We start from the raw sequence: 23827 nt of genomic DNA on the forward strand, positions 1-23827 counted from the left end.
GAGGACGGGAGTTAATCGCTCCCTCCTACTCGATTTAATTGTTTAATAAAGATAAAGCGCTTACATTTTTGGTTAAAAACGCTCCCCATCAGCATAGAAGCCGATGGAGAACGTTTCGTTGAATTAAACCCCTCAATCTCACTGCCCGATATAGCGCCAAAAAGTTCCATATTTCACAGGCACCCGCTCAACTTGTTGCTTTAAAAGCAGTCTTTTCATTTCACGTTCCGTTTCTTCATCAGTCATATTATACACAACGGAGATCTCTTTTGTTGCGACAAATTTATAATGCTTTAAAAAAATCTCTATTGGCGGCACTTGAGACGGCTTCGGTTTATCTCCGACAAGCTCGCAAAGAATATCAACATATGTTTCATAAGGATATAATCCGGTAATTTTTAATCCTTCCTTCTCTTCACGGCAATGAAAAAAGACAAGGGAAGGAATTTCATGCACGTCCATTTCTTCTGTAATTTTATAATCGCATTGAAGTGCTTTTCTTGCACTTTCGGAATATAAGTCCCTCTCAAATTCATTGACATCAAGGCCGACATTTTTAGCAATTTGTATGAGAACGTTTTGATCAGAGACATTTTGCTTTTCTAAAAAAACAACTTCCTGTAAGTGCCGCAAGAAACGGATGCCCGCTTTTCTCCCTTGAAGCTCCGCTGCTTTTAAAGCAAGGGAAGCTCTGTAGGGCGATGATATAGGGTTTTCAAGCCAAAGGTTGCCGTCACATGACATGCCGGTTCTGCTCGCTATCTTCTCCCATGATTGGGCAATTGTTTTCGGTTTCCGCCGTTTTGTTAAGTTTAAATTAGCAAGCTTTCCGCAAACAATATGGCGCAATGAGAAAAGCCTGCCGTATTCGATTTGCAGTTTTTTGATAAACGGTTCAAGCGCCCAGCATTCAGGGCATAGCGGATCAATAAACATATAAATCTCGATCGGCTTTTTAGGATGACTGTGACAATGAGAAAAGAAGTGAGCAGCATTCACTTCGTCTTTTTTGTCAGGTTTCAACTGAATACTCCTCCTGATCTTCGTCTTTCGAATTAATCATGTGATGGGCGGTCACCACAAGCCGATCGTAGAAAAACTCTCGTATTTCCCCGTCAAGTCCGACCTCGTCCATTGCTTTTCGCATACATGAGAGCCATGCTTCTGCTCTCCTCGGCGTAATCGGGAATGGAAGATGGCGGGCTCTGAGCATCGGATGTCCGTGTTCTTTTGTGTAAAGTGGCGGACCACCTAAAAACTGTGTCATAAATTGTTTCTGCTTTCTGGCAGTTTCCGTTAAATCCTCCGGGAAAATAGGTTTTAAAAGAGGATGTTTTTTAACATTTTTATAAAAAGCATCGATTAGAGCGTGAAGTTTCTTTTCTCCAATCGCGTCATATGGAGTTAAGGGTGGTTTTGTCATGGTGATAGCTCCTTTGGAATCATTCGTTAATAATGATGTTACATTTATTTTATCAACATAACTTATTTATCTCAAACGAATCGCTTTGAAGGAGTTGGCTGAGGCAATGCAAACAAAAGGATAAATAGCGAAAGCGGGAGCTATTTCCGCAAATATGTTGTGCTTGCTTGTGAAATGAACATAGAAGGACTTGCGGCTTGAAGCGCAGCTATCGAAGATTAGCCGAAATCGATTGGATAACAAATATTCCCAACTACTTTTAATGAAAAAGAAAAAGGTGCTGTTTGTTTGCACCTTTTTACGCAAAATATTTTTGAGTAATTTTATTTACATAGTTTTGCGTTTCTTTAAATGGAGGGATGCCTCCATATTTGTCGACATTTCCCGGACCGGCGTTGTATGCAGCCAGCGCCAATTTTACATTACCGTTATATCGGTTTAAAAGCTGTTTTAAATATTTTGTGCCGCCCTCGATATTTTGCACAGGATCAAACGGATTTTTTACACCGAGCGCTTTTGCTGTAGAAGGCATGAGCTGCATATAGCCGGCAGCTCCTTTAGGACTGACGGCATTTGCCTTGAAGCTTGACTCCTGTTGAATCACAGCTCTGATTAATTTGGCATCGACGCCGTATTTTTGAGCCATCTTCTGAATGATTTCATTTAGATCAGCGGAAACCTGTTTCTGTTCATTTGTTTTTTTGGCAGATTGGGAGGAAGACAGTGAAATATTCTCTTTGGCCGTTTCAGATTGTACATCTTGTTCGATGAAGGCATTTAAAACATCCTGAAAGTTCAGCGAAATTGCTGCATCTTTTGTTTGCGGCCCATCGGATTGGCCTGACAAAAGACGAAGGACTTCAAGCTCAAACAGAACATTGAAATTATAGTTTGTATTCATCACAAATTCTCCTTTGAAAATTTTGCGGAATAAAACCGCTTTATTTTATTTTCTGTTTGACGGATCGGGATGTTGTGTTTGTTTAAAATCTCCAAAAATTGCTGCTTTCCTTCCTTTTCATCCTCTGCCTCAAATTCGATTTCAAAATCCTCTCTATTTTCATATCGGCTATGATCGAGAACAATTTCACCATTTTTATATTTTTTTGTTGCCCGGCTTGTAATGAGCGAACCGAAACAAAGAAGGCTTTCGGGCTTGATTTCAAGCTGTTTGATTTTTTCGACCACTGATCCCTCCTTCGGAAAGACTGACTCATGAATGGCTGAAACTGCTTCCTGATCGGTTAAAAACTGGTGTGTTTCCAGCAGTCCGACATGATAGGGCTCCTTTAATGTCAAAACATACTGATCCTTTTTTTTACGAATTCTTAAGGCAGCGCCATGCTTTTTCAACGCAAAATATTTTGTGTCAAAATAATAGTTTTCCTGCTCGGCAAAATCTTTTTCGGTCAATTGAAAAAAATCAGCTAAGCGGTGGAATTCTTCTTTTGTAAGCAGGTTTTTAAATTCTATCTCAAGCTCTTGAACCATCGGGCATTCCTCTCTATGATTAATATCAAAATAAGGTAATGTAGTTATGAATATGATACAATAAAATATACATGAGATGAACTTGAAATGTTTGATTGGAAGGGTGAACAGCATGAAAAAAAGAATTAAAGTGCTGGCGGTTAGCAAAACGGAAGGCAAATTGCTGCTCGAAACGGAGCAAGTCCATGATGCAGGGAAACTCGCAGCAAAAGGACAGATGCTGGTAGATTCAGACCAATTTTCTTTTATATACATATTGGATAATGGCGAAGACTTTCTTTACATAGATTTATCATCGGATATTTGGCCACATTTAAAAGAAGCCAAAAATGAAGAGCTTCCTGTTTATGCTAAAGTGGGAGAAAAAGAAATTTTGCTTACCCAATTTCACGAGGAGCTCGAGTTTTTGCTTGAAAATATAAAGGGAAACGCAAATTACGGCGAGGAGATGGAAAAAATGGTCGAAAGCGTGTTTTATTAGGAGGGGGCTTTATGAACTACAAGGAATGGGAGCAATTTTTAGCGCCTTATAAGCAGGCAGTGGAAGAATTAAAGGTCAAATTAAAAGGGATTCGTTCCCAATTTGAACTAAGAGGAGAGCATTCTCCAATTGAGTTCGTGACAGGCAGGGTAAAACCTGTGCCGAGCATTTTAGATAAAGCGAAGCGAAAACAAATTCCACTTGATAAAATAGAAGAAGAAATGCAGGACATTGCCGGTCTCCGAATGATGTGCCAATTTGTCGGCGACATTCAATTGGTTGTTCAAATGCTAAGAGATCGGCATGATTTGGAAATCGTGGAGGAAAGAGACTACATAACCCGAAATAAAGAAAGCGGCTACCGCTCTTACCATGTTGTGGCCCGCTACCCGGTTCAATCGTTCGAGGGATTGAAAAAGGTTTTGGTTGAAATTCAAATTCGTACGCTTGCCATGAATTTTTGGGCGACGATTGAGCATTCTTTAAATTACAAATATAGCGGGAACATACCTGAACAGATTAAAATCCGCTTGCAGCGCGCAGCTGAAGCAGCTTACCGGCTGGACGAGGAAATGTCGCAAATACGGGGAGAAATTCAAGAAGCGCACGCGATATTTTCACGCAAAACAGAAACAACATAAAAAAGGAGAATGATTCTTAAATGAAGTTTTCGATCACATCAAAAGGTGATGAAACATCTAATGCTTTGGCGCAAAAAATCAGAACCTATTTGCTCGATTTCGAGTTTCAATATGATGAAGATCAGCCGGATATCGTGATTTCCGTCGGGGGAGACGGAACATTGCTTTATGCATTTCATCGATATAATAAACGATTGGATAAAACAGCGTTTATAGGAGTTCATACGGGGCATTTAGGATTTTATGCCGACTGGCTCCCGAATGAAATTGAAAAAATGGTGATTGCAATTGCTAAAACACCGTTTCAGATCGTTGAATATCCATTGCTTGAAGTGGTGGTCCGGCATAATGGCGGGAGTGAAGCCTCCTACCTTGCGCTAAATGAATGCACAGTGAAAAGCATTGAAGGGACTCTCGTCATGAATATAGAAATTAAAGGGCTTCTCTTTGAAACATTTCGAGGAGATGGGTTGTGTATTTCAACACCGACAGGAAGCACCGCCTACAATAAAGCGCTTGGCGGTGCTCTCATTCATCCTTCACTGCGGGCTATTCAATTAACAGAAATGGCTTCCATAAACAACAGGGTGTTCCGGACAATCGGCTCGCCATTAATTTTGCCTGACCACCATACGTGTATGCTAAAGCCTGTCAATGATGTTGATTTTCAAATTACAATCGATCATTTAACACTTCTTCACAAAAACGTCAGGTCCATCCAATGCCGGGTCGCACAGGAAAAGGTAAGGTTTGCGAGATTTCGGCCTTTCCCATTTTGGAAGCGGGTCCGGGACTCGTTTATTGGCGACAGATAAAGGAAAGAAAAAACATGGGGACATTTCAGCTTCATTGGGACATCAAAAAAGAACATCATGGCTGGCTGCTTAGAGAATTTTTGCGGGAGCATCATATTTCTAAATCCGCTTTAACAGATATTAAATTTAACGGTGGAAAAATTGTCGTTAACGGGAACGAAAAAAATGTCCGATACGTCTTACAAGAAGGCGATCAAGTAACCGTCCATTTTCCGGAAGAAAAGAGAAGCCAGTCGCTCATTCCAGAGAACATACCATTGGACATTGTTTATGAAGACGATTATTGCCTTATTGTAAATAAACCGGCGTTTTTGTCCACCATTCCGTCTAGAGAGCATCCGTCAGGAAGTCTTGCGAACGGGCTTTTACACTATTATGATCAACAGCGGCAAAATCTTACGGTGCATATCGTCAATCGGCTTGACCGGGATACATCCGGGCTGCTTCTTGTAGCCAAACATCGCTACAGCCATTTTCTTTTTTCAAAAGAACAGCAAAAAGGAGCGGTAAAACGGACATACATCGCAATTGTCCATGGAAGGATCAGCGAAGACGAAGGCACCATCGATGCGCCAATTGCAAGAAAGGACGATAGCATCATCGAGAGAACTGTCAGGGAGGATGGGAAAAAAGCTATTACGCATTTTCGGGTCATAAGCCGCTTTTCTGACAAAACGGTTGTTGAGGTAAAGCCTGTAACTGGTAGAACTCATCAAATTCGTCTACATATGTCCTATATAGGTCATCCGCTTTTAGGAGATTCGCTTTATGGTGGACAAAAAGAAGAAATTGACCGCCATGCCCTCCACAGTCAGTCGCTGTCCTTCTATCATCCCGTTTTGCATAAAAATTTGACGTATACTTGCAAGCTTCCTCCTGATATGGAAAAAATAATAAAGCATGCGCGCCTGTAAGTGCATGCTTTTGTTATGAAAAAATGTACGACAAAATCAGATAGATTTGTTAATATAGTAAAACACAAAACTTTTCGATATTTTTCCGGAAAGGAGGAGATTTTATGCAGCCTAAAACAGATGCACCGGAATACAGACAGTTGATGATTGACAAGCTGAGAGAGAACAATGTAGAGGAATTCCGTTCGCTGTTTTTTGAGCTACATCCATATGATCAGGCAAAATTTTTTCTAAAACTTGACCAGCCGGATAGAATGCTTTTATATCAAATTCTATCTCCGGAAGAAATGGCGAATGTTTTTGAAAATATAAGGGATGATAAAAACCGCTACAAATCGCTGCTTGAGGAAATGCATCCGGCATTTGCCGCCAAAATGATGGAATACATGTACGCCGATGATGCGGCAGATGTATTAAGTGAGCTGACAAAAGAGAAAATTTCCAGCTATTTAACCATCATGGACGCTCAAACTGCCAAAAGCATAAGCGAACTTCTTGATTATGAACAATTTACCGCAGGAAGTATTATGACAACCGAGTTCGTTGCCATTAATGCCAATTATACGGTGCAGTCAACGATGGACTTGCTGCGGAAAGAAGCTCCTGATGCGGAAACAATATATTATTTATATGTGATTGACGAAGAGAAACATCTTGTTGGCGTCCTGTCGTTAAGAGATTTAATTGTTCATGAAGACGATACTTTGATTGCTGACATTATGAAAAAGAAAGTCTACTCGGTATCTGTGGCGGATGATCAGGAAGAAGTAGCAAGAAAGATGAAGGACTACAATTTTTTGGCTCTTCCGGTTGTTGATTTTCAACATCGTCTTGTTGGAATTATAACTGTTGATGATATTATTGATGTGCTGGACGAAGAGGCTTCTGACGATTATTCGAAACTGGCCGCTGTCTCGGATGTAGATTCATATGATCCGAATGCTGTTTCTGCTGCCAAAAAAAGATTGCCATGGCTTATTATTCTCCTATTTTTAGGAATGTTCACCGCCGGCCTAATCGGCCAGTTTGAAGAAACGTTGAACAAAGTGGCAACTTTAGCGCTCTTTATACCATTAATTGCAGGGATGGCTGGAAATACAGGAACACAAGCTCTCGCTGTTGCCGTAAGAAGAATTGCAACAGGCGAAGGCACTTCCGAACGCGTGTGGAAAATTATTCTCAAAGAAGCTGGAACCGGCTTGATTACCGGAACAGTATGCGGAATTGTTGTTGCACTGACAATTTTTATTTGGAAGCAGAAATTTTTCTTAGGACTGCTAGTGGGTCTTTCCATATTGTCAACGCTGACTGTTGCGACAATTGCCGGGGCGTTTGTTCCTCTTGTCATGCACAGGCTTCGTATTGACCCGGCTGTGGCCTCCGGTCCATTTATTACAACGATTAATGATATGATCAGCATTTTGATTTATTTTGGCATGGCGACACTATTTATGAACTATTTGCTCTAACAAAATTAGCTAAAGGAGGCGTAATATGGAATCACATGCAGTAACCTCTCTTGTCATCGTGTTGGTAGGCGCTTTTTTAACCCCGATTTTGCTGCATCGGTTCAAACTGGCATTCATTCCTGTCGTCGTTGCGGAAATTATTGTCGGATTAATCATCGGGAAAACGGGATTTAATTTAGTGCAAGAAGATGTATGGCTGTCAACTCTCTCAACGCTGGGATTTATATTTCTCATGTTTTTAAGCGGGCTTGAGATTGATTTCACCATTTTCTCCAAAGAGAAGAAAAAAGAAGAAAAGCTGCCCAACGGAAAAAAAGCTCCTCATACTTTTTTGGTTGCGTCAATTGTTTTTCTTGGCATTTTCGTTGTTTCATTACTTTTATCGTATTTGTTAATGTGGATGGGATTTATCCGCAATGCCTTTTTCATGACGTTAGTGATTTCAACGATTTCTTTAGGAGTAGTAGTGCCGACGCTGAAAGACGAGCAAATTATGAAAACAACCATCGGCCAAATTATTTTGCTGGTGGCTGTCATAGCCGACCTTGTCACCATGATTTTGCTGGCGGTTTTTGTCTCCTTAAACAGCGAAGGAGAAAGCAATACGTGGCTTCTGCTTCTTTTGTTTGCAGCAGGCGTACTGCTTTACTTCATTGGCAAAAGGTTTAAAAGTCGATCCTTTATTAAATCGATGTCAAAAGGAACGGTTCAAATTGGAACAAGGGCGGTTTTTACGTTAATTCTCGCACTTGTAGGTTTATCGGAAACGCTTGGGGCAGAAAATATTTTAGGCGCCTTCCTTGCGGGAGTTTTAGTCTCGCTTTTATCGCCTAATTCAGACTTGGTGCAAAAGCTAGATTCGTTTGGCTACGGTTTTTTAATCCCGATCTTTTTTGTCATGATAGGGGTGGAATTGGATTTATGGGAATTGATCAAAGATCCGAACCTTCTTTTGTTAATTCCTTTGTTATTTCTCGCCCTCTTGATCTCAAAGTTTATTCCCGTTTTTGTGCTGAGAAAATGGTATGATACGAATACAACGATTGCGGCGGCGTTCTTGTTGACTGCTACTTTATCATTAGTTATTGCGGCAGCTGAAATTGGACAGCGAATCGAACTGATTGATAAGCAAATGGCTGACGCACTAATAGTAGTTGCCGTGTTAACAAGCATTATCACGCCGATAGGATTTAAAAAATTATTCCCTAAAAAAATGGCGGTGCAGCCTAAAAAGAAAATTGCTTTTATTGGTGCAAATCAAATGACCCTTCCAGTCACAAGGGAATTGGACAAAAATTTGTATGAAGCAACCGTATATCATACACAGCAAGACAAAATTGAAAACGGGACTGCTCAATCGGTATTTAAAATAGAAGAATTGAAAGACTATTCGATAGAATCATTGAATGAACACCACATAATGGAAGCTGATATAGTAATAGTGGCTACTGGGGATGAAGAAAGAAATGCGGAAATTGCGACATATGCAAAAGAATGCGGCGTAGAACAGGTCATCGCCTCCATTTCTTCCCCGGAGTTGGATCAAGCATTAAAAGAAAAGGGGATCAGCGTATTTTCCGTCATGCTGTCAACAAAAACGCTGCTCAGGGCTTTGATCGAATCGCCTGGCGTTATGCGGATCTTAACAAACCAAGACAACTCTCTTTATCAAATTAATATGAATAACCGAAAATATGATGGAATGAAGCTTCGATACTTTCCGTTTACAGGAGATTGTATCTTTGTCCGGATTTTTCGAGGTGAAGATTCCATTGTGCCTCACGGCGATACCGAATTGAAAAAAGGGGACCGCTTGATTGTAACGGGTTCCCGCAAATATGTAAATGAGTTAAAAGATGAGCTGGAATTTAGCAAATAATATTTGCAAACAAAACAAATTGTGATAGCATGAAATTAGTATGAAAATTTAATAAGCATCCACTAGGGGAGCCTTTGAAAAGGCTGAGATTAAAGTGTTGACTTTAAGACCCTTTGAACCTGATCTGGATGATGCCAGCGTAGGGAAGTGGGAATTTGAAACATATGTCTGATATTCCATTACCACTTTCCAGCAAGGAAGGTGGTTTTTTATTGTTTCCAGTCTCACCCTTGGACAGCTGCTTTCCAGTTTTGAACCTTGAAAGACGAGTGTGAGCGTCTTTCTCATGAAAGGAATGTACAATGTTGGAACTTCATGCCGTAACAGACGGAACAAAACCGGTCAACGAGCTAATACGCATAATTTTGTCCATATCAGAACATGTTGATTACGTTCATATACGAGAAAAAAATAAAAGACCATGTGAGATCATTCATCTCGTAGAACAGCTTTTGGCAAAAGGGATAAGGAGAGAACAGCTTGTTATCAACGATCGGCTCGATGTTGCGCTCCTAACAGGCGTTCAAAATGTTCATCTTCCGGGAACCGGCCTGCCGATAAAAAAAGTGAAAAGCGCTTTTCCACAAATAAAAGCCGGTGTCAGCGTCCATTCATTAGATGAAGCGGTAAAAGCAGAAAAAGACGGAGCAGACTATTGTTTTTTCGGAAACGTTTTTGAAACGAACAGTAAAAAAGGACTTCCGGCAAAGGGAACAGATTTGCTTGGGAAAATCGTTGGACACGTCAATATTCCTATTATCGCCATCGGTGGGATCACGCCTGATAATATGCAAAAGGTTTTAGAAAAAAAAGCAAGCGGTATTGCCGTTATGTCCTATATCTTTTCTTCGAAAGATCCAGGGAGCGCTGCCAAACTTTTCAGGAAAGGGGAAGCTTTTTCAAATGAACGTTTTTGATGTTGGAATCATCGGGGGAGGGGTCATCGGCCAAGGGATCGCCTATGAGCTATCAAAAGCTGGGCTGAAGACCGCCGTGTTTGAAAGCGGCGAAATCGGAGGTAAAGCGACATCCGCTGCAGCAGGAATGCTGGGTGCCCATTCTGAAAATGAAAAAAGAGACATATTTTTTGAGCTATGCTTAGAGAGCCGAAATTTATATCCGAGCCTTGCAAAAGAATTATTGGAGCAATCTGGTGTGGATATTGAGCTTGTGCAGGAAGGCATGTATCGGCTTGCATTTACTGAGGAAGAAGGCCGCTCCCTGCAATCGCTTGCAGATGAGGATGAACTAGAATGGCATTCAAGGGAAAACGTACTGGCAAATGAGCCACATGTTTCTGAAGACATTGCGGGAGCTCTTTGGCTTAAGCATGACGGCCAAGTGAAAGGTTCATCTGTTTGCCACGCATATGCGAAAGGCGCTAGAAAATATGGTGCATCTATTTTTGAACAATGTCCTGTTTTCGACGTGATTAAAGAGGGAAAAGCATACAAGCTTGTCACTTCCCAAGGAGTTTTTATATGTGGAAAAGTCGTCGTTTCAAGCGGAGTTTGGAGTGGCTTTTTCTTTGAAAAGCTGGGGCTGAGAAATCCAATGAAGCCCGTTAAAGGAGAATGCTTAGCCATAAAACCGAAAAAACTGGTGATCAACAAAACAGTGTTTTACGAGCACTGTTATATCGTACCGAAAAAAGACGGCACCGTTATTATTGGAGCAACTTCTTATGAAAACGACTGGGATACGCATCCGACAGTCAAAGGAGTATCCGAATTAATGATAAAGGTTCAGAAAATTATGCCAGAAATCGGGTCTGAACCGGTCGTTAGTGCTTGGTCGTCGCTCAGGCCGCAAACAGCTGACGGCTGGCCGTATTTTGCCGAGCACCCGGAGCATGAGGGAATCTTTTTTGCGACCGGCCATTATCGAAACGGCATTCTTCTAGCGCCGATTACAAGCTTGATCGTAAAAGACATGATTTTGAAAACGAATCAATATGAGCGTTATGTTCATAGCTTTTCTTTAAACAGATTGCTTTCTGATGCGAAAGGGAGGTGATTAAACAGTGAAACTTCGCATTAACGGCCAGCAGATGGAAGTGGAGAATAGTGTTCGGAACATAGAAGATTTGCTGAACTTTTTTCAATTGCAGGAAAGAATTGTTGTCGTTGAACGAAATGGTGAAATTGTTTCAAAAGAACAATACAGTATCCAGACATTAAATGATGGTGATCAAATTGAAATTGTCCATTTTGTTGGAGGGGGATGATGATTCATGTTAAAAATAGGTGATAAAACATTTCAGTCGAGATTAATGTTAGGAACTGGAAAATATCCATCTTTTGAGATACAAAAAGAAGCGGTGGAAGCCTCAGGTGCTGAAATTTTGACATTTGCCGTCAGAAGAATGAATATTTACGAGCCTTCACAGCCAAATTTTTTGGAGATGTTGGATTTATCGAAATATACGCTTCTGCCGAACACGGCCGGGGCAAAAACTGCTGAGGAAGCAGTCAGAATCGCCAAGCTTGCGAAGGCATCAGGATTATGTGATATGATTAAGGTGGAAGTAATTGGAGATGATAAAACGCTTCTCCCTGATCCGATTGAAACATTGAAGGCATCAGAGATGTTATTGGAAGAAGGGTTTATTGTTCTTCCATACACTTCAGACGATGTTGTTCTGGCGAAGAAGCTTGAAGAATTAGGGGTTCATGCCATCATGCCGGGAGCATCTCCGATCGGATCAGGCCAAGGAATTGTCAATCCTCTCAATTTATCATTTATTATTGAGCAAGCTAATATTCCAGTCATTGTTGATGCCGGAATCGGTTCGCCGGCAGATTGCGCACTCGCCATGGAGATGGGAGCAGATGGAATCTTATTAAATACAGCTGTTTCTGGTGCAAAAGATCCTGTGAAAATGGCGAAGGCAATGAAGCTGGCGATTGAAGCAGGCAGACTTGGATATGAAGCAGGACGCATTCCGAAAAAACGGTATGCACAAGCAAGCAGTCCAACGGAAGGAATGTTAACGACATAATGGAACGATATTCTCGCCAAATCTTGTTTTCTCCTATTGGAGAAGAGGGACAAAAAAAATTGCTGAAAAGCCATGTGCTCATTGTTGGAGCTGGAGCACTCGGCTGCGCAAGCGCTGAAATGTTAGCCCGTGCTGGAATCGGTAAAATAACCATCATTGACCGTGATTATGTCGATTGGAGCAATCTCGGGCGTCAACAGCTGTATACAGAAGAGGATGCGAAACAAAAGCTGCCAAAAGCGGTTGCTGCCAAAAAACATTTGCAGGAAATCAATTCGAACATTTCGATTGAAGCGATTGTGGGCGATTTCTCAATTGATTTTATTGAACATGTAAAGGATGTAGACCTTATCATCGATGGAACTGACAATTTTGAAACGAGATTTTTCATCAATGATTTAGCAATGAAGCACGAAATACCTTGGATCTATGGGGCAGTAGTGAGAAGTTATGGAATGACCGTTTCCATCGTTCCGAAACAAACACCATGCCTCCATTGTATGCTCCAAGCGATTCCGTCTGACGGAATGACGTGCGATACAGTTGGCGTGATCAGCCCGGCGGTGCAAATCGTCGCCTCTTATCAAACAGCAGAGGCACTGAAATATTTAGTCAGCGGAGAGGTGTCCAAGCAGTTAGTTTCATTTGATGTTTGGACAAGGGAGCATTCTGCAGTGGACATGACAAAATTAAAAAAGGCCGACTGCCCATCGTGCGGACATCACCCGACATATCCATATTTGTCGGTTGAAAATGGATTAAAAACAGCGGTTTTGTGCGGAAGGAATACCGTACAAATACGTCCGCAGCAAAAACAGAAGATTTCGCTATCAGAAATTACCAATCGTTTGCGCCCGATCGTGAAAGACTTAAAAGGAAATGCTTATTTAATTTCCTTTCAGGCGGATGATTTCCGCGTTGTGCTTTTTCAAGACGGAAGAGCATTAATTCACGGCACTAAGGAAGAAGAGAAAGCAAAAGCTATTTATCAACGTTACTTCGGAGCTTAAATGGAGGTGTGTTTATGACCATTGGAAAAGCGTTGACGATTGCCGGGTCCGATTCAGGGGGAGGCGCGGGAATTCAGGCAGATTTGAAAACTTTTCAGGAGTTGGATGTATACGGAATGAGCGTGATCACGGCCGTTACGTCTCAAAACACATTAGGTGTTCATGGCGTCTACCCTGTTCCGATTGAAGGGGTGATCAGTCAGCTTGATGCAATTGCTGAAGATTTATCGCCAGATGCGGTCAAAACAGGAATGCTTTTTAATCAAGAAATCATCCAAATCGTCTCAAATAAAATTCGAACGTATGGGTGGAAAAAAATTGTCGTTGATCCAGTAATGATTGCAAAAGGCGGACATCCATTACTTGAAGAGTCTGCCATCAACGCGCTCATCAACGACTTAATTCCGCTTTCGTTTATTGTGACGCCGAACATCCCGGAAGCGGAAGCGATCACGGGCATCGAGATAAAATCGTTTGATGATCGGAAAGAAGCTGCGAAAAAAATTTGCCAAATGGGAGCAAAGCATGTGATCATAAAGGGAGGACATCAGCCGTCGGGCAGCGAAATCATTGATTTGTTGTTTGACGGGCATGATTTTTATGAATTTAAAGGCAACTATGTCAACACAAAGCATACGCACGGAACAGGCTGCACTTTTTCTGCTGCGCTGACAGCTGAGCTCGCCAAAGGTAAAGACGTTATCGAAGCCGTAAAAACCGCAAAAGAGTTCATCCATCTTGCTGTAGAAAATGCACTAGGCATTGGAGGCGGCCACGGTCCTACCAATCATTGGGCATATAAAAGAAATTTAGCTGCTTCGAAATAACATAAGCCGGACATATATGTTCTGGCTTTTTTCTCTTTTGTCCTTTATAATTATGATCAGGTATTAATAACTTGTAATAATGTTTAGGAGGATTTTCCATGAAATTGAATTTGGAAGGCCGAAACATTGTGGTCATGGGTGTTGCTAACAAGCGAAGCATTGCTTGGGGAATTGCCCGCTCTTTGCATGAAGCAGGAGCAAGATTGATCTTTACATATGTTGGCGAAAGAATGGAGAAATCGGTTCGAGAGCTTGTAGATTCGTTAGGACGGGAAGATTATCTCGTGCTGCCTTGTGATGTAACAAAGGATGAAGAAATCGAGCAGTGTTTTGAAAAAATTAAAAGCGAGGTTGGTGTGATTCACGGTATCGCTCATTGTATCGCCTTTGCGAATAAGGAAGAGCTGAGCGGTGAATATTTGAACACAACAAGAGACGGCTTCCTGTTGGCCCACAACATCAGTTCTTATTCTTTAACGGCGGTTGCGAAAACAGCCCGTCCTTTGATGACAGAAGGCGGAAGCATTGTTACATTAACTTATTTAGGCGGTGAACGGGTCGTTCAAAACTACAACGTAATGGGAGTTGCGAAAGCGTCATTGGATGCTAGCGTGAAATATTTGGCGAACGATCTAGGTAAAGAAAATATTCGCGTCAATGCCATTTCCGCTGGTCCGATTCGTACGCTTTCGGCAAAAGGTATCAGTGATTTTAATTCAATTCTGAAGGAAATAGAAGAACGTGCTCCGCTGCGCCGAACCACAACACAAGAAGAAGTTGGAGACACGGCGTTGTTCCTGTTCAGCGATCTTTCCCGCGGCATTACAGGGGAAACGATTCATGTTGATTCAGGTTTTCATATTTTAGGTTATTAAGTTAGCTGAAAAAGATTAATCTGTGTGCGTTACTCGCACAAGATTAATCTTTTTTTATGGCAGGATAAAATGAAATTTTGCTGTCAGCTTCAAGGTGCCACTATTTCAAGCCGTGAAGCTTGGATTTATTGTTGATGTTCTGTTACGACTTTTTGTGTCAATGTGCAGCGATTTTCAAATGCTCTTTTGTCATAAGAAAAAGTTAGATTTCCGTCATGATTTCATTCTATCGTGTCATAAAATAATGAGAGAAATCATATTAGAGGGTGGCGATCAAACTTGATTAAAAAAGAAAAATTAGAACCTTTGATGTATATTGTCCAGCCGAATATAAAAAAACCTGAAGTGACCATGCAGTCGACGTTATTAAAAAAAATTGCAAATAATTCTAAGCAAGCGGTAAAGAGCTCATGGACGAAGGAAGAAATTTATAAAAGAAGAAGAGAATTGGCAAATATGACGATTCATGAAAAGATTGATTTCTTTTCAAGTCTTCCGGAGCATGTGTATAAAAACGTATGTGAAATTAAAACAGTAGAGAAAACATACAAAGGAATTATTTTGTCAAAGGAAAACGATGTCGTTCAAATCCGTACATTTGATCAAAATGAACCTTTGAAAATAAAATCGAAAAGTATTTTAGACATAAAAGTGTTAGGGAATTAAAATGGAGAACTCGGTTATGCCGGGTTTTTTAATTTTATTTGAACGCTTTAAATATTCAAAACATATGTTGGTGAAGGAAAGGAGAATTGATTCCATGGAGTGGTATTGGTTTTCATTTGTTCTCACTGCATTGGCATCTTTTCGATTAACGAGAATTATAGTGTTTGATAAAATCGCTTCATTTTTGCGGGCTCCTTTTTTAACAATTGTGGAGGAAAAAGGGGAGACAGGAGAAACCGTTTCTTTTTTCAGACCGAAAGGAAAAGGACTTCGATTGTGGATCGGTGAGCTTTTAAGCTGTTATTGGTGCACAGGAATATGGTGTGCCGCCATTTTATTTTTTGGAAATGAATATTTATACGCCATTTTCCATCCAATTACGGTCATATTAGCGATCTCAGGCTTGGCAGGAATTATTGAACATTTACTTGATTGATTGCCGCCATTTACAATGTCCCTCAAGCATGAATTGAATAAACTAAGGGAATGGTTTGTTAAAGACATGAAAAGCGTTCATTTCGTCAGGAACGAATATTGAACCCATGAACGATTTACAGCTTAAAATGCCCCTCAAGCGGAATCTGCTCACTCTGGGAATTGAGTGTTAAGGAAATAAAAGGAAATAAAAGGGGTTCATTTTGGTCAGAAACGAACAGGACGATATAGAACCTATGAACCTTTACAGCTTAAAATGATCTTCAAGCGGAATCGCTCACTCTCGGAATTGGGTGTAAGGAAATAAAAGGGGTTCATTTTGGCCAGAAACGACAGGACGATATAGAACCTATGAACCTTTACAGCTTAAAATGCCCCTCAAGCGGAATCGGCTCACTCTCGGAATTGGGTGTTAAGAAAGGGAAAGGGGATGAAAGTTGCCGTTTTGTCAGGAACGAAAAGGAGCAATTTGACCCCATTTATGAACGCAATAAATAAACATTTACAGCCGGAAGCTTTAATAATTTCTTGCTGATTTCAAACATCACTGTGGAGCATGTCCCCTAAGTCGAAGCTTTAGCAATAGACGATTCAAAAAAACGGAAAAGTGTAAGAAAACCTGAATTTTTTACGAATTCGATCCGTTCATCTCAATTTCATTGATTTATGAGATTGACATGGCGGCTGCATTTCTTTACGAGAAGTTTCGGCGTCAAAAAGTTTTTCTGGCGGCAAAGTTCTTATTCTGACTAGCACCCTGTAACGAATTTTGCCGCCTATAGCTGAAAGGTAAGCAGCCAATTTCGAATGATTGTGTGTAAAGGACAGATTGTTAAAGTCGTGAAAAAAGAAACGGTCAAAAAATGAAAGTTCTTTTATAACCGGAAGGAATATAAAGAACTTTCATAAACTTGACCGTCTGTTAATTGATAATAATTTTGTTTTCAAACGGAATGCCTTCTTTCTTCTCCTGGCAATATACAAACCCTTCAATCACCAGCGCTTCATCGAAGACATCGAATGGGAAAGTAATGTGAAAGCCTTCAAAAGAGATTTTTTCATTTGGTTCGATCGATAATTTTTCACTAGGTTTCAGCCAGTATTCCCCTTTTTCTTGAATTTGCTTTCGCCATTCCGGGTGCAAATACTCCCATTCCAAGGAAGAATGAGTATTATAGTTGAAATCATTTTCGTTTTGATTTTTGGTTGTAATGATTTTTCCGCTGAATTGAACGTGCTGATGGGGATGAATGTGAATGCATAATACAGGATAATGCAAAGGTTGTTCTGTGATGTTTTCCATCAAGGCATTGCCAAGAATCGTTACCGGATCATCGCTTTCACGAGGAAGAACAATCGAATACGAAAATTGAGCGCGAATCGGATCGTTTATGGAGGCGTTTTTTTCATTTTGGACAGATTCATTCTCTTGTCGTTGGACATTTTTTTCGTAAAGTGATTGGAATAAAAATTGAGAGACATCTAAAAGTTCATTTCGTTCAGCAGTTAATAAATCGATCCGAAGCTGCTCTTTTTTCGATTCGGTGATCAATCGTTCTTTTTCCTTTATTTCAAACAAAAGGTCTTGAATCTTTTTGTCAGCGGCTTGCTTTTCCTTTAATAAACCAGTGACAGCTGCTTTCAGCAGTTTTAATAGGTCGTTTCGCTCCTCTTCAACAATGGAAAGCTGATTGCTGATCTTTTCAACATGTTTCTCAGCTTCTTTTAATTGGGATTGAACGGAAAGGATTTCATGTTCAAATTGTTCTTTTGCGATGCGATATTGCTCGCTGGTTCGGATGACTGCTTTGTAATATTCCGTTTTTTCCTGTTCCTGCAGCAGCTTATTTTGCATGCTTGCCAATTCATTTTTGTATTTCGAAATTTCGGATTTATAGTGGATAAGCTGCTGCTGAAGCTGTAAATAATCCTGTTTGTTCCGGTTTATTTTGTTCATTGAATCTCCTCCTCGGACAAATAAAAAAATATAAGTGGAAAACAGTTTGTTGCCATTTCCTCCAAACAGAAGAATTTTTATTTAACGATTTAACAGGAAAATAGTATAAATGATAAAACCTCAGATCATTAATAAGCGTGATGTACGGAATTTGGCTGATAAGCGTTTCAAAACAGCCCAATTTGCTATAAAAGGATGGAAACTCACAAAGCGCCGCTACCGCCAGCTTTGAAAGAGCAGTTTTACTATACATATGTATGTTTCCTTCATTTAACACTTTCCCGGAAAAATGAGAGGAAAAATAAAAAGGGGAGAGCGTCCCCTTTTGCAATTAATTTATTCCTCCAAGGCGTAATCGTCGTTTGGAAAAATTTCCGGACATTGCGGCGGAATTTGCGGGTTTGCGCATGTAAGAGATGAAGGAAGTTCCCGACGAGGTCTGCAAAATTTTCCTTCTACCTCAAGCTTCACTTGGGCTTCCATTTGCACATCTAGACAGATCGTGATAGAAATGTCTAATTGGCTGAATGATTTATTATCCCAAATCAAGTTAGCGTCAGTTTCAAAATAGGAAACGTGGCTGTTTAATGTTGTGCCGGGCGGCGCGCATAGGAAGAAAGTTTGAACCGTTGCAAATGGAATAGCATCTGACACACTAGTGACAGTACCTTGCAAATCGGAGATCGCAACGACAATATACCCTCTGATGAGAACTTTTACTTTTTGAAGGGTAATTTTTCCTCCTTTTGGTAAATGAACGACTACTGATTGACGACCTTGCGGCTGAACGATTTCTGTCACCGTTATAGAATTTGGTGAATTTGGATCAACAGGATTTCCCAAGCTGTCTGATAAGTAGCAATTGACATTTAAAAGCCCATCTTCAAACAGTGAAAACGGATCTTCCGATGTCCCTGCTATTCCATCGAAATTAAAACCGATGGATGATAATTTTCTAAAGCTTAACTGAGGAAGATCAATTTGACGGTTCACCCAGTCATAAACTTTCGGAACGCGAATACATAATCTCTCTGTATCATGTCCCAAATGGCTCATGCTGTTACCTCCTAATCATTCTGATTTCCAAAACCTTCTTAGGTGTCGGACTACTGTATATTATGAGCAAACTGGTTAAATGTGCAGTGACAGGAGCGGAAAATTTAATTTTTTAAAAAATTCTCTTTCCATTAAAAGAATGGTTTTGCCCCGTTTTAAAAATTCATTTAAAAAGCCATTTGTATCTTTTTAGTAGGCTTCTGTCAACATTTTTTATTTGAGCTCATACATTTACAGTGAGAGGTGAGATAGATGGCGCAAATCAATAAAGAATTTTTGCAACGGATGAGAGCGGAGCTTGCGTTTTATAAAGAAAAGGCAAAAGAATCGATAGAATTGGAAATATTATTGCAGGAAAAAGAGCGGGAGCTTGAAAAAGCAATCAAAGAAAACGAAAAGCTAAAAGAAACGATCGAAAAGCACCGCCAGAGCAATGATCGAAATTTAAAGTGGGAGGAACGAAAAAAGCTTTTAGAAAAAATCGAAGTGTTAAAAAGAAAATTAGCTGAAAAAAATCATCATCTGGATGAAAATGAAAAAAAGGAGGACGAACAAAAACAGGAAGATTGGTTTTTCCGAATTTTAAAGGAAACGCAAGCCATTCAAGGAACAGTTGAACCTCAGGAACGGAAGGAATATTTTGTGAAGGAAAAAAACGAACAGAACAACCAAAAGGAATTTCATTTTTGGATGATGGACGATGTGGTCAAAAACGATTAGAAAGAACACAGATCAACCTTATTCTTCATACGATGAATAAGGTTCTTATTTTGAGGGAAAGGGGAGAAACCTATTGAAAGAAAACATAAAAGTTTTTTCCAGTTCATCGACGAAAGAAAATGCGATCAAAAAGAAGATGATGAAAAAGAAAATACATCCATTCGGAATAAAAATTTACAATTCAACGACTTCCGGTGGCTGCGGCTGTGGGAAAAAAGGGTTTTAAAAAGGGAAATATGAACAAGCTCGAAAAGGAATTCGTCAAATGGATCGAAGGTATGTACAAAGAACATGACAAAGTGCAGCAAAAATGTTCAAGCTGGATGATGAAAAAAGACAGGGAGCTTTTAGACCTTGAAAAAACGGCGGCAAAATTTGAAAAAGAGATCGAAAGGATTGAAAAACAAATTTGATAGGAAAATGAAAAGGGAATCAAAACAGGTTGAAACCCCACCTAAAAAATCCGCACTTGCCCATCTTGTGTGTCCACTCCAAATGAGGAATTGCTTCATACAGTATAGTGATGAATAAAGGAGGAGGTGCAGAAAAATGAGCTTTGGTTGCGGATATGGTGGATACAGCTATCCTTATAGCGGCGGTTTTCATAATAACAGCTTTGTGCTAATCGTCGTTTTATTCATCTTGTTGATTATTGTTGGTTGTTCCTGTTTTAAATACTAATCTGTAAGTCTTTTACAATACTAATGGTGAGTGCTGGTCACGGATGGATGTCCGCCTTTTACAAGGCGGACTGTACTTTTTCTTCATCACGTTTTCATTTCATTTTCATAAAATATTAAGGCCTGTTATACAGGACATTTCGACAATTTAGGAGGGGACGAATTTCAGAATGGATCATATTTTTAAAAATATTGAGAAAAAAACCGGCGTCAATATGAAGGATGTACTCGAACTGGCCAATTCTTTGCAAAATTCCAATTTCAATGATGAAGCAACTGTCAGAAAAGTGATCAAGCGGGTTGCGCAATTGGCAAATCGGCCGGTTCCAAAAGAATTAGAAAATAAAATTGTCAATGCGATTGTAAACGGAAAAGAAAATATGGATTTTAACACCATCGCCAATATGTTGGACAATAAGAAAAAATAGCGCGTCAGCGGGTGTGCTCCCGCTGATGTTTTTTTACATGATGTTTCAATTTTTAGAAAAACGGGTAAAAATGAATGACAGATCGATTTAGAAAATAATTTTTTGCAAATCAAGAAAGGAGAGAGAAACATGGGGTATATTTTTTCCGTTCAGACTCCTGCCTTTTATGAATATGTCAACAGAGCTGTTCAGCCAAAGGAAGATTATGCGAAAGTCAAACAGCGAAACAATGTTATGATGGATGAAAAATATTTGCATTTCCAGCGAAAGCAAGATTTATTCGCAAATAAGCGCAAATATAGCAAAAAAAGATTTCATGAATATGTTTAGAAACAAGCTAATATTTTTGGACAAATAATCCGTTGTTTTGATCCCATTCCGCGTAAAAAACATCTTTCGCGTCTTCCACACTGTAAGCGAGAAGCTGCTGCTGAAGCCATTTTTCATCAAAACCTGCTTCTTTTAAATTTTCACTAACCACTTCGCCGTCAACAATAATCGTGTAGGGGATGGTAGCTGGCGAAGATAAAATATTTAAATCGTTTCGGGTCGGCTTATCAAATTCCGATTTTTTCAATACGCTGATCGTGCCGTCCGTTTCAAGAACTGCGTATTCCACTTCGCGGATCGAAAAAGCTCCTTTTGCTCTTAGTAAATGTTGAAGCTGGTTCATATCAAGCTTGTTTTTTTTCAGCTGATCACGAATAATTTTTCCTTTGTGGATGACCATTGACGGAGCTCCTTCCAGTATTCCGCGGGTTCTTCTCCATTTTTGTGTGATGAATTCCAATAAATAGATTAGCATTCCCCATATCACGACCGTAAATAATATTTTTTCAACGCCCATTTTTACATCAAATACAGCATTGCCAACTAGCTCACCTAAAACGAGCGCAGAGATAAAATCGAACGTCGTGATTTGCGTAATTTGTGTTTTACCTAGTATTTTTGTCAATAGAAAAAGGGCAAAGAAACCGAAGACCAGTTCAGTGGCAATTGCTACAAATTCCATTTCCATCACCTTTGCTAAGATCGGTAATGGTTAGGTTGTCCCAACTGCCGAAATTCATGTACATTCTTTTAAAAAACTATGGGAAGTCGTGCGGTGGAGAAAATGGAGAAACATTCGAATTGATCTGAATGTAATACAGGGAGATTTTTAACCTCTTTAACACGCTTTCTGACCATTCCAAATGAAAGACCGCAATCCGCGGCCTCGTTTGGTTGTCTTTATTTATGAATGTGGATGTAACGTTTTTTCCATCGTGACATGGGGAATGCCCGCATCCATAAAAATATCGGAAACGGTTTGATATCCATGCTTTTTATAAAAATTTTCTACTTGTACTTGGGCGTTCAATTTTATTTTCTTTAATCCTTTTTCGGCCGCGAGTTTTTCAAGTGTTTCCAAAATGATATTTCCCGCTCCTTTTCCGCGGTATTGTGGCAGAACACAGATCCTCTCGAGCTTTCCGGTGTTGCCAATGACACGAAATCTGCCAGCTCCAACAGGCTGATGATCGTCATAAAGCACGACATGCTCGGCAAAGGCTTCATATTCGTCGGTCTCTATTTCTATCGGAACGTTCTGCTCTTCTACGAATACTTTTTTTCTTACATATAAAGCATCATTTCGTTGTTTTTCATTAATAGCTTTGACTGCCTTCATCAGTCTCGTCCTTCCCCAAGCAGGAATGTTTCATAAACAGTCCATGAGCCGTTTTCTAATTGATATAAAATGTGGAATCGGTCAATCGTTTCCACGTGTTGAATTTTTAACATTTTTAAGCGGCCGAGAACGTCAGAATGTTCATCATCCGATAAATTTTGTCCGATTGTAATGTGAGGGACGAAAGCGTACTCCGGCTCCTCTTTAAATTTTCCTTGATGAAGAAGCTCATGCAATTTTGTTAATTCTGGATTTGGTTCAACTTTTAAATAAATAACGTTATTGACAGGAGCAAATGAACTGAATTTGTAGACGGAGAGTTTAAAAGGCTTAACCTGTTTCGCAATTTTCCTAAGTTCTTTCACAGTGTCGCCAATTTCTTTTTCGTCAGCTTCAAACGGTGCCTTCAATGTTAAATGAGGAGGGACAAGCGCATAATTCGGATCGTAACGTTTCCTATATGAGTTGGCGATGTCTTGCAGCTTTTTTGAAGGAAATAACACAATTCCGTACTTCATTTTTTTTGCCTCCTTGATATTTACTCGTATTCTTTATTATAACAACTTAAAGAATCAATTTTCATGATATAGCAAACATTTTTTTTAATATGTCTTTTAGCAGCGGCTGCCAATATGTCCAGCGGTGATCGCCGTCAAATTCTTCATAAATACATTCGAATCCTTTATGTACCATTTGTTCATGAAGTTTTTGATTGATTGTATAAAAATCTTTTATTTTCCCATCAGTCGTTTTTACAGCCGTTTCCTGTTTCCCGATTTGATGATAAATAGATAGTAAAGAGGGCTGTGAAAAAGCATCGATCGCTTCTAACACCTTTCCATCCACATATGGTGATTGCATGATCACTTTTCCAAATGTATGCGGATAATGAAGCGCTGCCATAAGCGAAACGGTTGCAGCTAGAGAATCGCCGATAAGCGCGCGGCCTCTTCCTATTGGCAAAAGCGGAAAACGTTCTTCTAAAAATGGAATTAATTCATGAGCTAAAAAACGGATATAACTGTTGAACTGGCTTCCATCGGGATGATATTTTCTTCTTCGATCTTGAATGTCTTTATAAGGAATGCCAACGACAATCAAATCTTCAATCGTTTGCTCCTCCGTTAACTCCTCAACAAAACGCGCGATCCTTCCCAGTTTAAAATAGTCTCCGCCATCTTGAGCAATGAGAAGATGATGATGAGATAATGGAGAAAAGGAAGTCGGCAAATACATGAGCAAAGAAACTTCTTCCCCCAGCTCTTCGCTAAAAAACGTTTCTTCTTTTATAGGTGCGACTTTTTGGGCCATACCAATTCCTCCAAAATTGACTAATTACCAGTTAGGCTGGACTTCTCATTATTTTATCACTCTTTTGAAAAGTCTCCAA

General features: G+C 39.9%; 31 protein-coding genes and 1 riboswitch. Of the genes, 21 read left to right on the top strand and 10 right to left on the bottom strand.

Annotated features, from left to right (window positions below; genetic code table 11):
* Positions 1-138 precede the first annotated feature (138 nt).
* The 4 genes from NSQ71_RS05575 to NSQ71_RS05590 all read right to left on the bottom strand — a co-directional run bounded on the left by NSQ71_RS05575 (position 139) and on the right by NSQ71_RS05590 (position 2914).
* Entirely contained in the window at positions 139-1023 is an 885-nt protein-coding gene (locus NSQ71_RS05575) for a ClpXP adapter SpxH family protein (RefSeq protein WP_063387492.1), read from the bottom strand.
* Positions 1013-1423 (bottom strand): globin domain-containing protein, encoded by a 411-nt coding sequence (locus NSQ71_RS05580; RefSeq protein WP_063387493.1) that lies wholly within the window; start codon positions 1421-1423, stop codon positions 1013-1015. Before NSQ71_RS05580 ends, NSQ71_RS05575 begins: the two co-directional genes overlap by 11 nt.
* Before the next feature lie 298 nt (positions 1424-1721).
* Complete coding sequence (locus tag NSQ71_RS05585; RefSeq protein ID WP_082830278.1) at positions 1722-2324, bottom strand: lytic transglycosylase domain-containing protein; 603 nt, start codon at positions 2322-2324, stop codon at positions 1722-1724.
* The gene (locus tag NSQ71_RS05590) at positions 2324-2914 is read right to left on the bottom strand and encodes a CYTH domain-containing protein (RefSeq protein WP_340733251.1); all 591 of its coding nucleotides are present in this window, start codon (positions 2912-2914) and stop codon (positions 2324-2326) included. Before NSQ71_RS05590 ends, NSQ71_RS05585 begins: the two co-directional genes overlap by 1 nt.
* A 112-nt stretch (positions 2915-3026) precedes the next feature.
* On the opposite strand from NSQ71_RS05590, the gene NSQ71_RS05595 reads away from it, so the two are divergent.
* From NSQ71_RS05595 to NSQ71_RS05665, 15 genes are all read left to right on the top strand, one after another.
* Positions 3027-3395 (top strand): UPF0738 family protein, encoded by a 369-nt coding sequence (locus NSQ71_RS05595; protein ID WP_340733253.1) that lies wholly within the window; start codon positions 3027-3029, stop codon positions 3393-3395.
* Positions 3396-3406: 11 nt separating this feature from the next.
* Positions 3407-4036 carry a GTP pyrophosphokinase gene (locus NSQ71_RS05600; protein WP_063387496.1) on the top strand — a complete coding sequence of 210 codons (630 nt, stop codon included), beginning with the start codon at positions 3407-3409 and terminating at the stop codon, positions 4034-4036.
* 20 nt (positions 4037-4056) lie between these two features.
* Positions 4057-4851 carry an NAD kinase gene (locus tag NSQ71_RS05605; RefSeq protein ID WP_063387497.1) on the top strand — a complete coding sequence of 265 codons (795 nt, stop codon included), beginning with the start codon at positions 4057-4059 and terminating at the stop codon, positions 4849-4851.
* A 14-nt stretch (positions 4852-4865) separates the two neighbouring features.
* Positions 4866-5765 carry an RluA family pseudouridine synthase gene (locus NSQ71_RS05610; RefSeq protein ID WP_340733257.1) on the top strand — a complete coding sequence of 300 codons (900 nt, stop codon included), beginning with the start codon at positions 4866-4868 and terminating at the stop codon, positions 5763-5765.
* A gap of 104 nt (positions 5766-5869) precedes the next feature.
* Positions 5870-7234, top strand: a complete 1365-nt coding sequence (gene mgtE / locus NSQ71_RS05615; RefSeq protein ID WP_311067044.1) for a magnesium transporter — start codon at positions 5870-5872, stop codon at positions 7232-7234.
* Between the two features lie 25 nt (positions 7235-7259).
* A complete protein-coding gene (locus NSQ71_RS05620; RefSeq protein WP_340733259.1) occupies positions 7260-9113 on the top strand; it encodes a monovalent cation:proton antiporter family protein in 1854 nt (617 codons plus the stop codon).
* Between the two features lie 54 nt (positions 9114-9167).
* Positions 9168-9276, top strand: a riboswitch (TPP riboswitch).
* Positions 9277-9415: 139 nt separating this feature from the next.
* Positions 9416-10030, top strand: a complete 615-nt coding sequence (gene tenI, locus NSQ71_RS05625; RefSeq protein ID WP_340733260.1) for a thiazole tautomerase TenI — start codon at positions 9416-9418, stop codon at positions 10028-10030.
* On the top strand, positions 10017-11129 hold the full coding sequence (gene thiO, locus NSQ71_RS05630; RefSeq protein WP_144596599.1) for a glycine oxidase ThiO: 1113 nt from the start codon (positions 10017-10019) through the stop codon (positions 11127-11129). The genes tenI and thiO overlap by 14 nt, the downstream gene beginning before the upstream one ends.
* 7 nt (positions 11130-11136) lie before the next feature.
* The gene (gene thiS, locus NSQ71_RS05635; RefSeq protein ID WP_063387503.1) at positions 11137-11340 is read left to right on the top strand and encodes a sulfur carrier protein ThiS; all 204 of its coding nucleotides are present in this window, start codon (positions 11137-11139) and stop codon (positions 11338-11340) included.
* A gap of 6 nt (positions 11341-11346) precedes the next feature.
* Complete coding sequence (locus tag NSQ71_RS05640) at positions 11347-12114, top strand: thiazole synthase (protein WP_063387504.1); 768 nt, start codon at positions 11347-11349, stop codon at positions 12112-12114.
* A complete protein-coding gene (locus tag NSQ71_RS05645) occupies positions 12111-13124 on the top strand; it encodes a ThiF family adenylyltransferase (RefSeq protein WP_311067326.1) in 1014 nt (337 codons plus the stop codon). Before NSQ71_RS05640 ends, NSQ71_RS05645 begins: the two co-directional genes overlap by 4 nt.
* Before the next feature lie 14 nt (positions 13125-13138).
* The gene (gene thiD / locus NSQ71_RS05650) at positions 13139-13951 is read left to right on the top strand and encodes a bifunctional hydroxymethylpyrimidine kinase/phosphomethylpyrimidine kinase (protein WP_340733261.1); all 813 of its coding nucleotides are present in this window, start codon (positions 13139-13141) and stop codon (positions 13949-13951) included.
* Between the two features lie 98 nt (positions 13952-14049).
* Positions 14050-14826, top strand: coding sequence for an enoyl-ACP reductase FabI (gene fabI, locus NSQ71_RS05655; RefSeq protein ID WP_063387507.1), 777 nt, complete (start codon positions 14050-14052; stop codon positions 14824-14826).
* Positions 14827-15105: 279 nt separating this feature from the next.
* Positions 15106-15492, top strand: coding sequence for a CotO family spore coat protein (locus NSQ71_RS05660; RefSeq protein ID WP_339194752.1), 387 nt, complete (start codon positions 15106-15108; stop codon positions 15490-15492).
* Positions 15493-15586: 94 nt separating this feature from the next.
* Positions 15587-15928, top strand: a complete 342-nt coding sequence (locus tag NSQ71_RS05665; protein WP_339199969.1) for a DUF1360 domain-containing protein — start codon at positions 15587-15589, stop codon at positions 15926-15928.
* A gap of 921 nt (positions 15929-16849) precedes the next feature.
* On the opposite strand, the gene NSQ71_RS05670 is transcribed toward NSQ71_RS05665, so the two are convergent.
* Positions 16850-17884, bottom strand: coding sequence for a hypothetical protein (locus NSQ71_RS05670; RefSeq protein WP_340733265.1), 1035 nt, complete (start codon positions 17882-17884; stop codon positions 16850-16852).
* Positions 17885-18220: 336 nt separating this feature from the next.
* Complete coding sequence (locus NSQ71_RS05675; protein ID WP_063387513.1) at positions 18221-18940, bottom strand: hypothetical protein; 720 nt, start codon at positions 18938-18940, stop codon at positions 18221-18223.
* Between the two features lie 252 nt (positions 18941-19192).
* On the opposite strand from NSQ71_RS05675, the gene NSQ71_RS05680 reads away from it, so the two are divergent.
* The 6 genes from NSQ71_RS05680 (at position 19193) to NSQ71_RS05705 (ending at position 21098) form a co-directional block, all read left to right on the top strand.
* Positions 19193-19660, top strand: coding sequence for a hypothetical protein (locus NSQ71_RS05680; RefSeq protein WP_063387514.1), 468 nt, complete (start codon positions 19193-19195; stop codon positions 19658-19660).
* A 73-nt stretch (positions 19661-19733) separates the two neighbouring features.
* Positions 19734-19886: a hypothetical protein gene (locus NSQ71_RS05685; protein WP_161939805.1), complete on the top strand. Its 153-nt coding sequence runs from the start codon at positions 19734-19736 to the stop codon at positions 19884-19886.
* Positions 19867-20073: a hypothetical protein gene (locus NSQ71_RS05690; RefSeq protein ID WP_339229405.1), complete on the top strand. Its 207-nt coding sequence runs from the start codon at positions 19867-19869 to the stop codon at positions 20071-20073. Before NSQ71_RS05685 ends, NSQ71_RS05690 begins: the two co-directional genes overlap by 20 nt.
* A 136-nt stretch (positions 20074-20209) precedes the next feature.
* Positions 20210-20341, top strand: coding sequence for a YjcZ family sporulation protein (locus NSQ71_RS05695; protein ID WP_063387516.1), 132 nt, complete (start codon positions 20210-20212; stop codon positions 20339-20341).
* 169 nt (positions 20342-20510) lie between these two features.
* Positions 20511-20768 carry a stage VI sporulation protein F gene (locus tag NSQ71_RS05700; protein WP_327874060.1) on the top strand — a complete coding sequence of 86 codons (258 nt, stop codon included), beginning with the start codon at positions 20511-20513 and terminating at the stop codon, positions 20766-20768.
* A 129-nt stretch (positions 20769-20897) separates the two neighbouring features.
* On the top strand, positions 20898-21098 hold the full coding sequence (locus tag NSQ71_RS05705) for a hypothetical protein (RefSeq protein WP_327874061.1): 201 nt from the start codon (positions 20898-20900) through the stop codon (positions 21096-21098).
* A 7-nt stretch (positions 21099-21105) separates the two neighbouring features.
* Here NSQ71_RS05705 and NSQ71_RS05710 read toward each other — a convergent pair whose 3' ends face one another.
* The 4 genes from NSQ71_RS05710 to NSQ71_RS05725 form a co-directional block, all read right to left on the bottom strand.
* Complete coding sequence (locus NSQ71_RS05710; RefSeq protein ID WP_311067052.1) at positions 21106-21780, bottom strand: DUF421 domain-containing protein; 675 nt, start codon at positions 21778-21780, stop codon at positions 21106-21108.
* A gap of 222 nt (positions 21781-22002) precedes the next feature.
* Positions 22003-22437 (bottom strand): GNAT family N-acetyltransferase, encoded by a 435-nt coding sequence (locus NSQ71_RS05715; protein WP_144596591.1) that lies wholly within the window; start codon positions 22435-22437, stop codon positions 22003-22005.
* Positions 22437-22955, bottom strand: a complete 519-nt coding sequence (locus tag NSQ71_RS05720; protein WP_063387521.1) for a YjcG family protein — start codon at positions 22953-22955, stop codon at positions 22437-22439. Before NSQ71_RS05720 ends, NSQ71_RS05715 begins: the two co-directional genes overlap by 1 nt.
* A gap of 61 nt (positions 22956-23016) precedes the next feature.
* Entirely contained in the window at positions 23017-23748 is a 732-nt protein-coding gene (locus tag NSQ71_RS05725; protein WP_063387522.1) for an alpha/beta hydrolase, read from the bottom strand.
* Positions 23749-23827: the final 79 nt, after the last annotated feature.

Source organism: Aeribacillus sp. FSL M8-0235, assembly GCF_038000355.1.
Lineage (GTDB): Bacteria > Bacillota > Bacilli > Bacillales > Aeribacillaceae > Aeribacillus > Aeribacillus composti.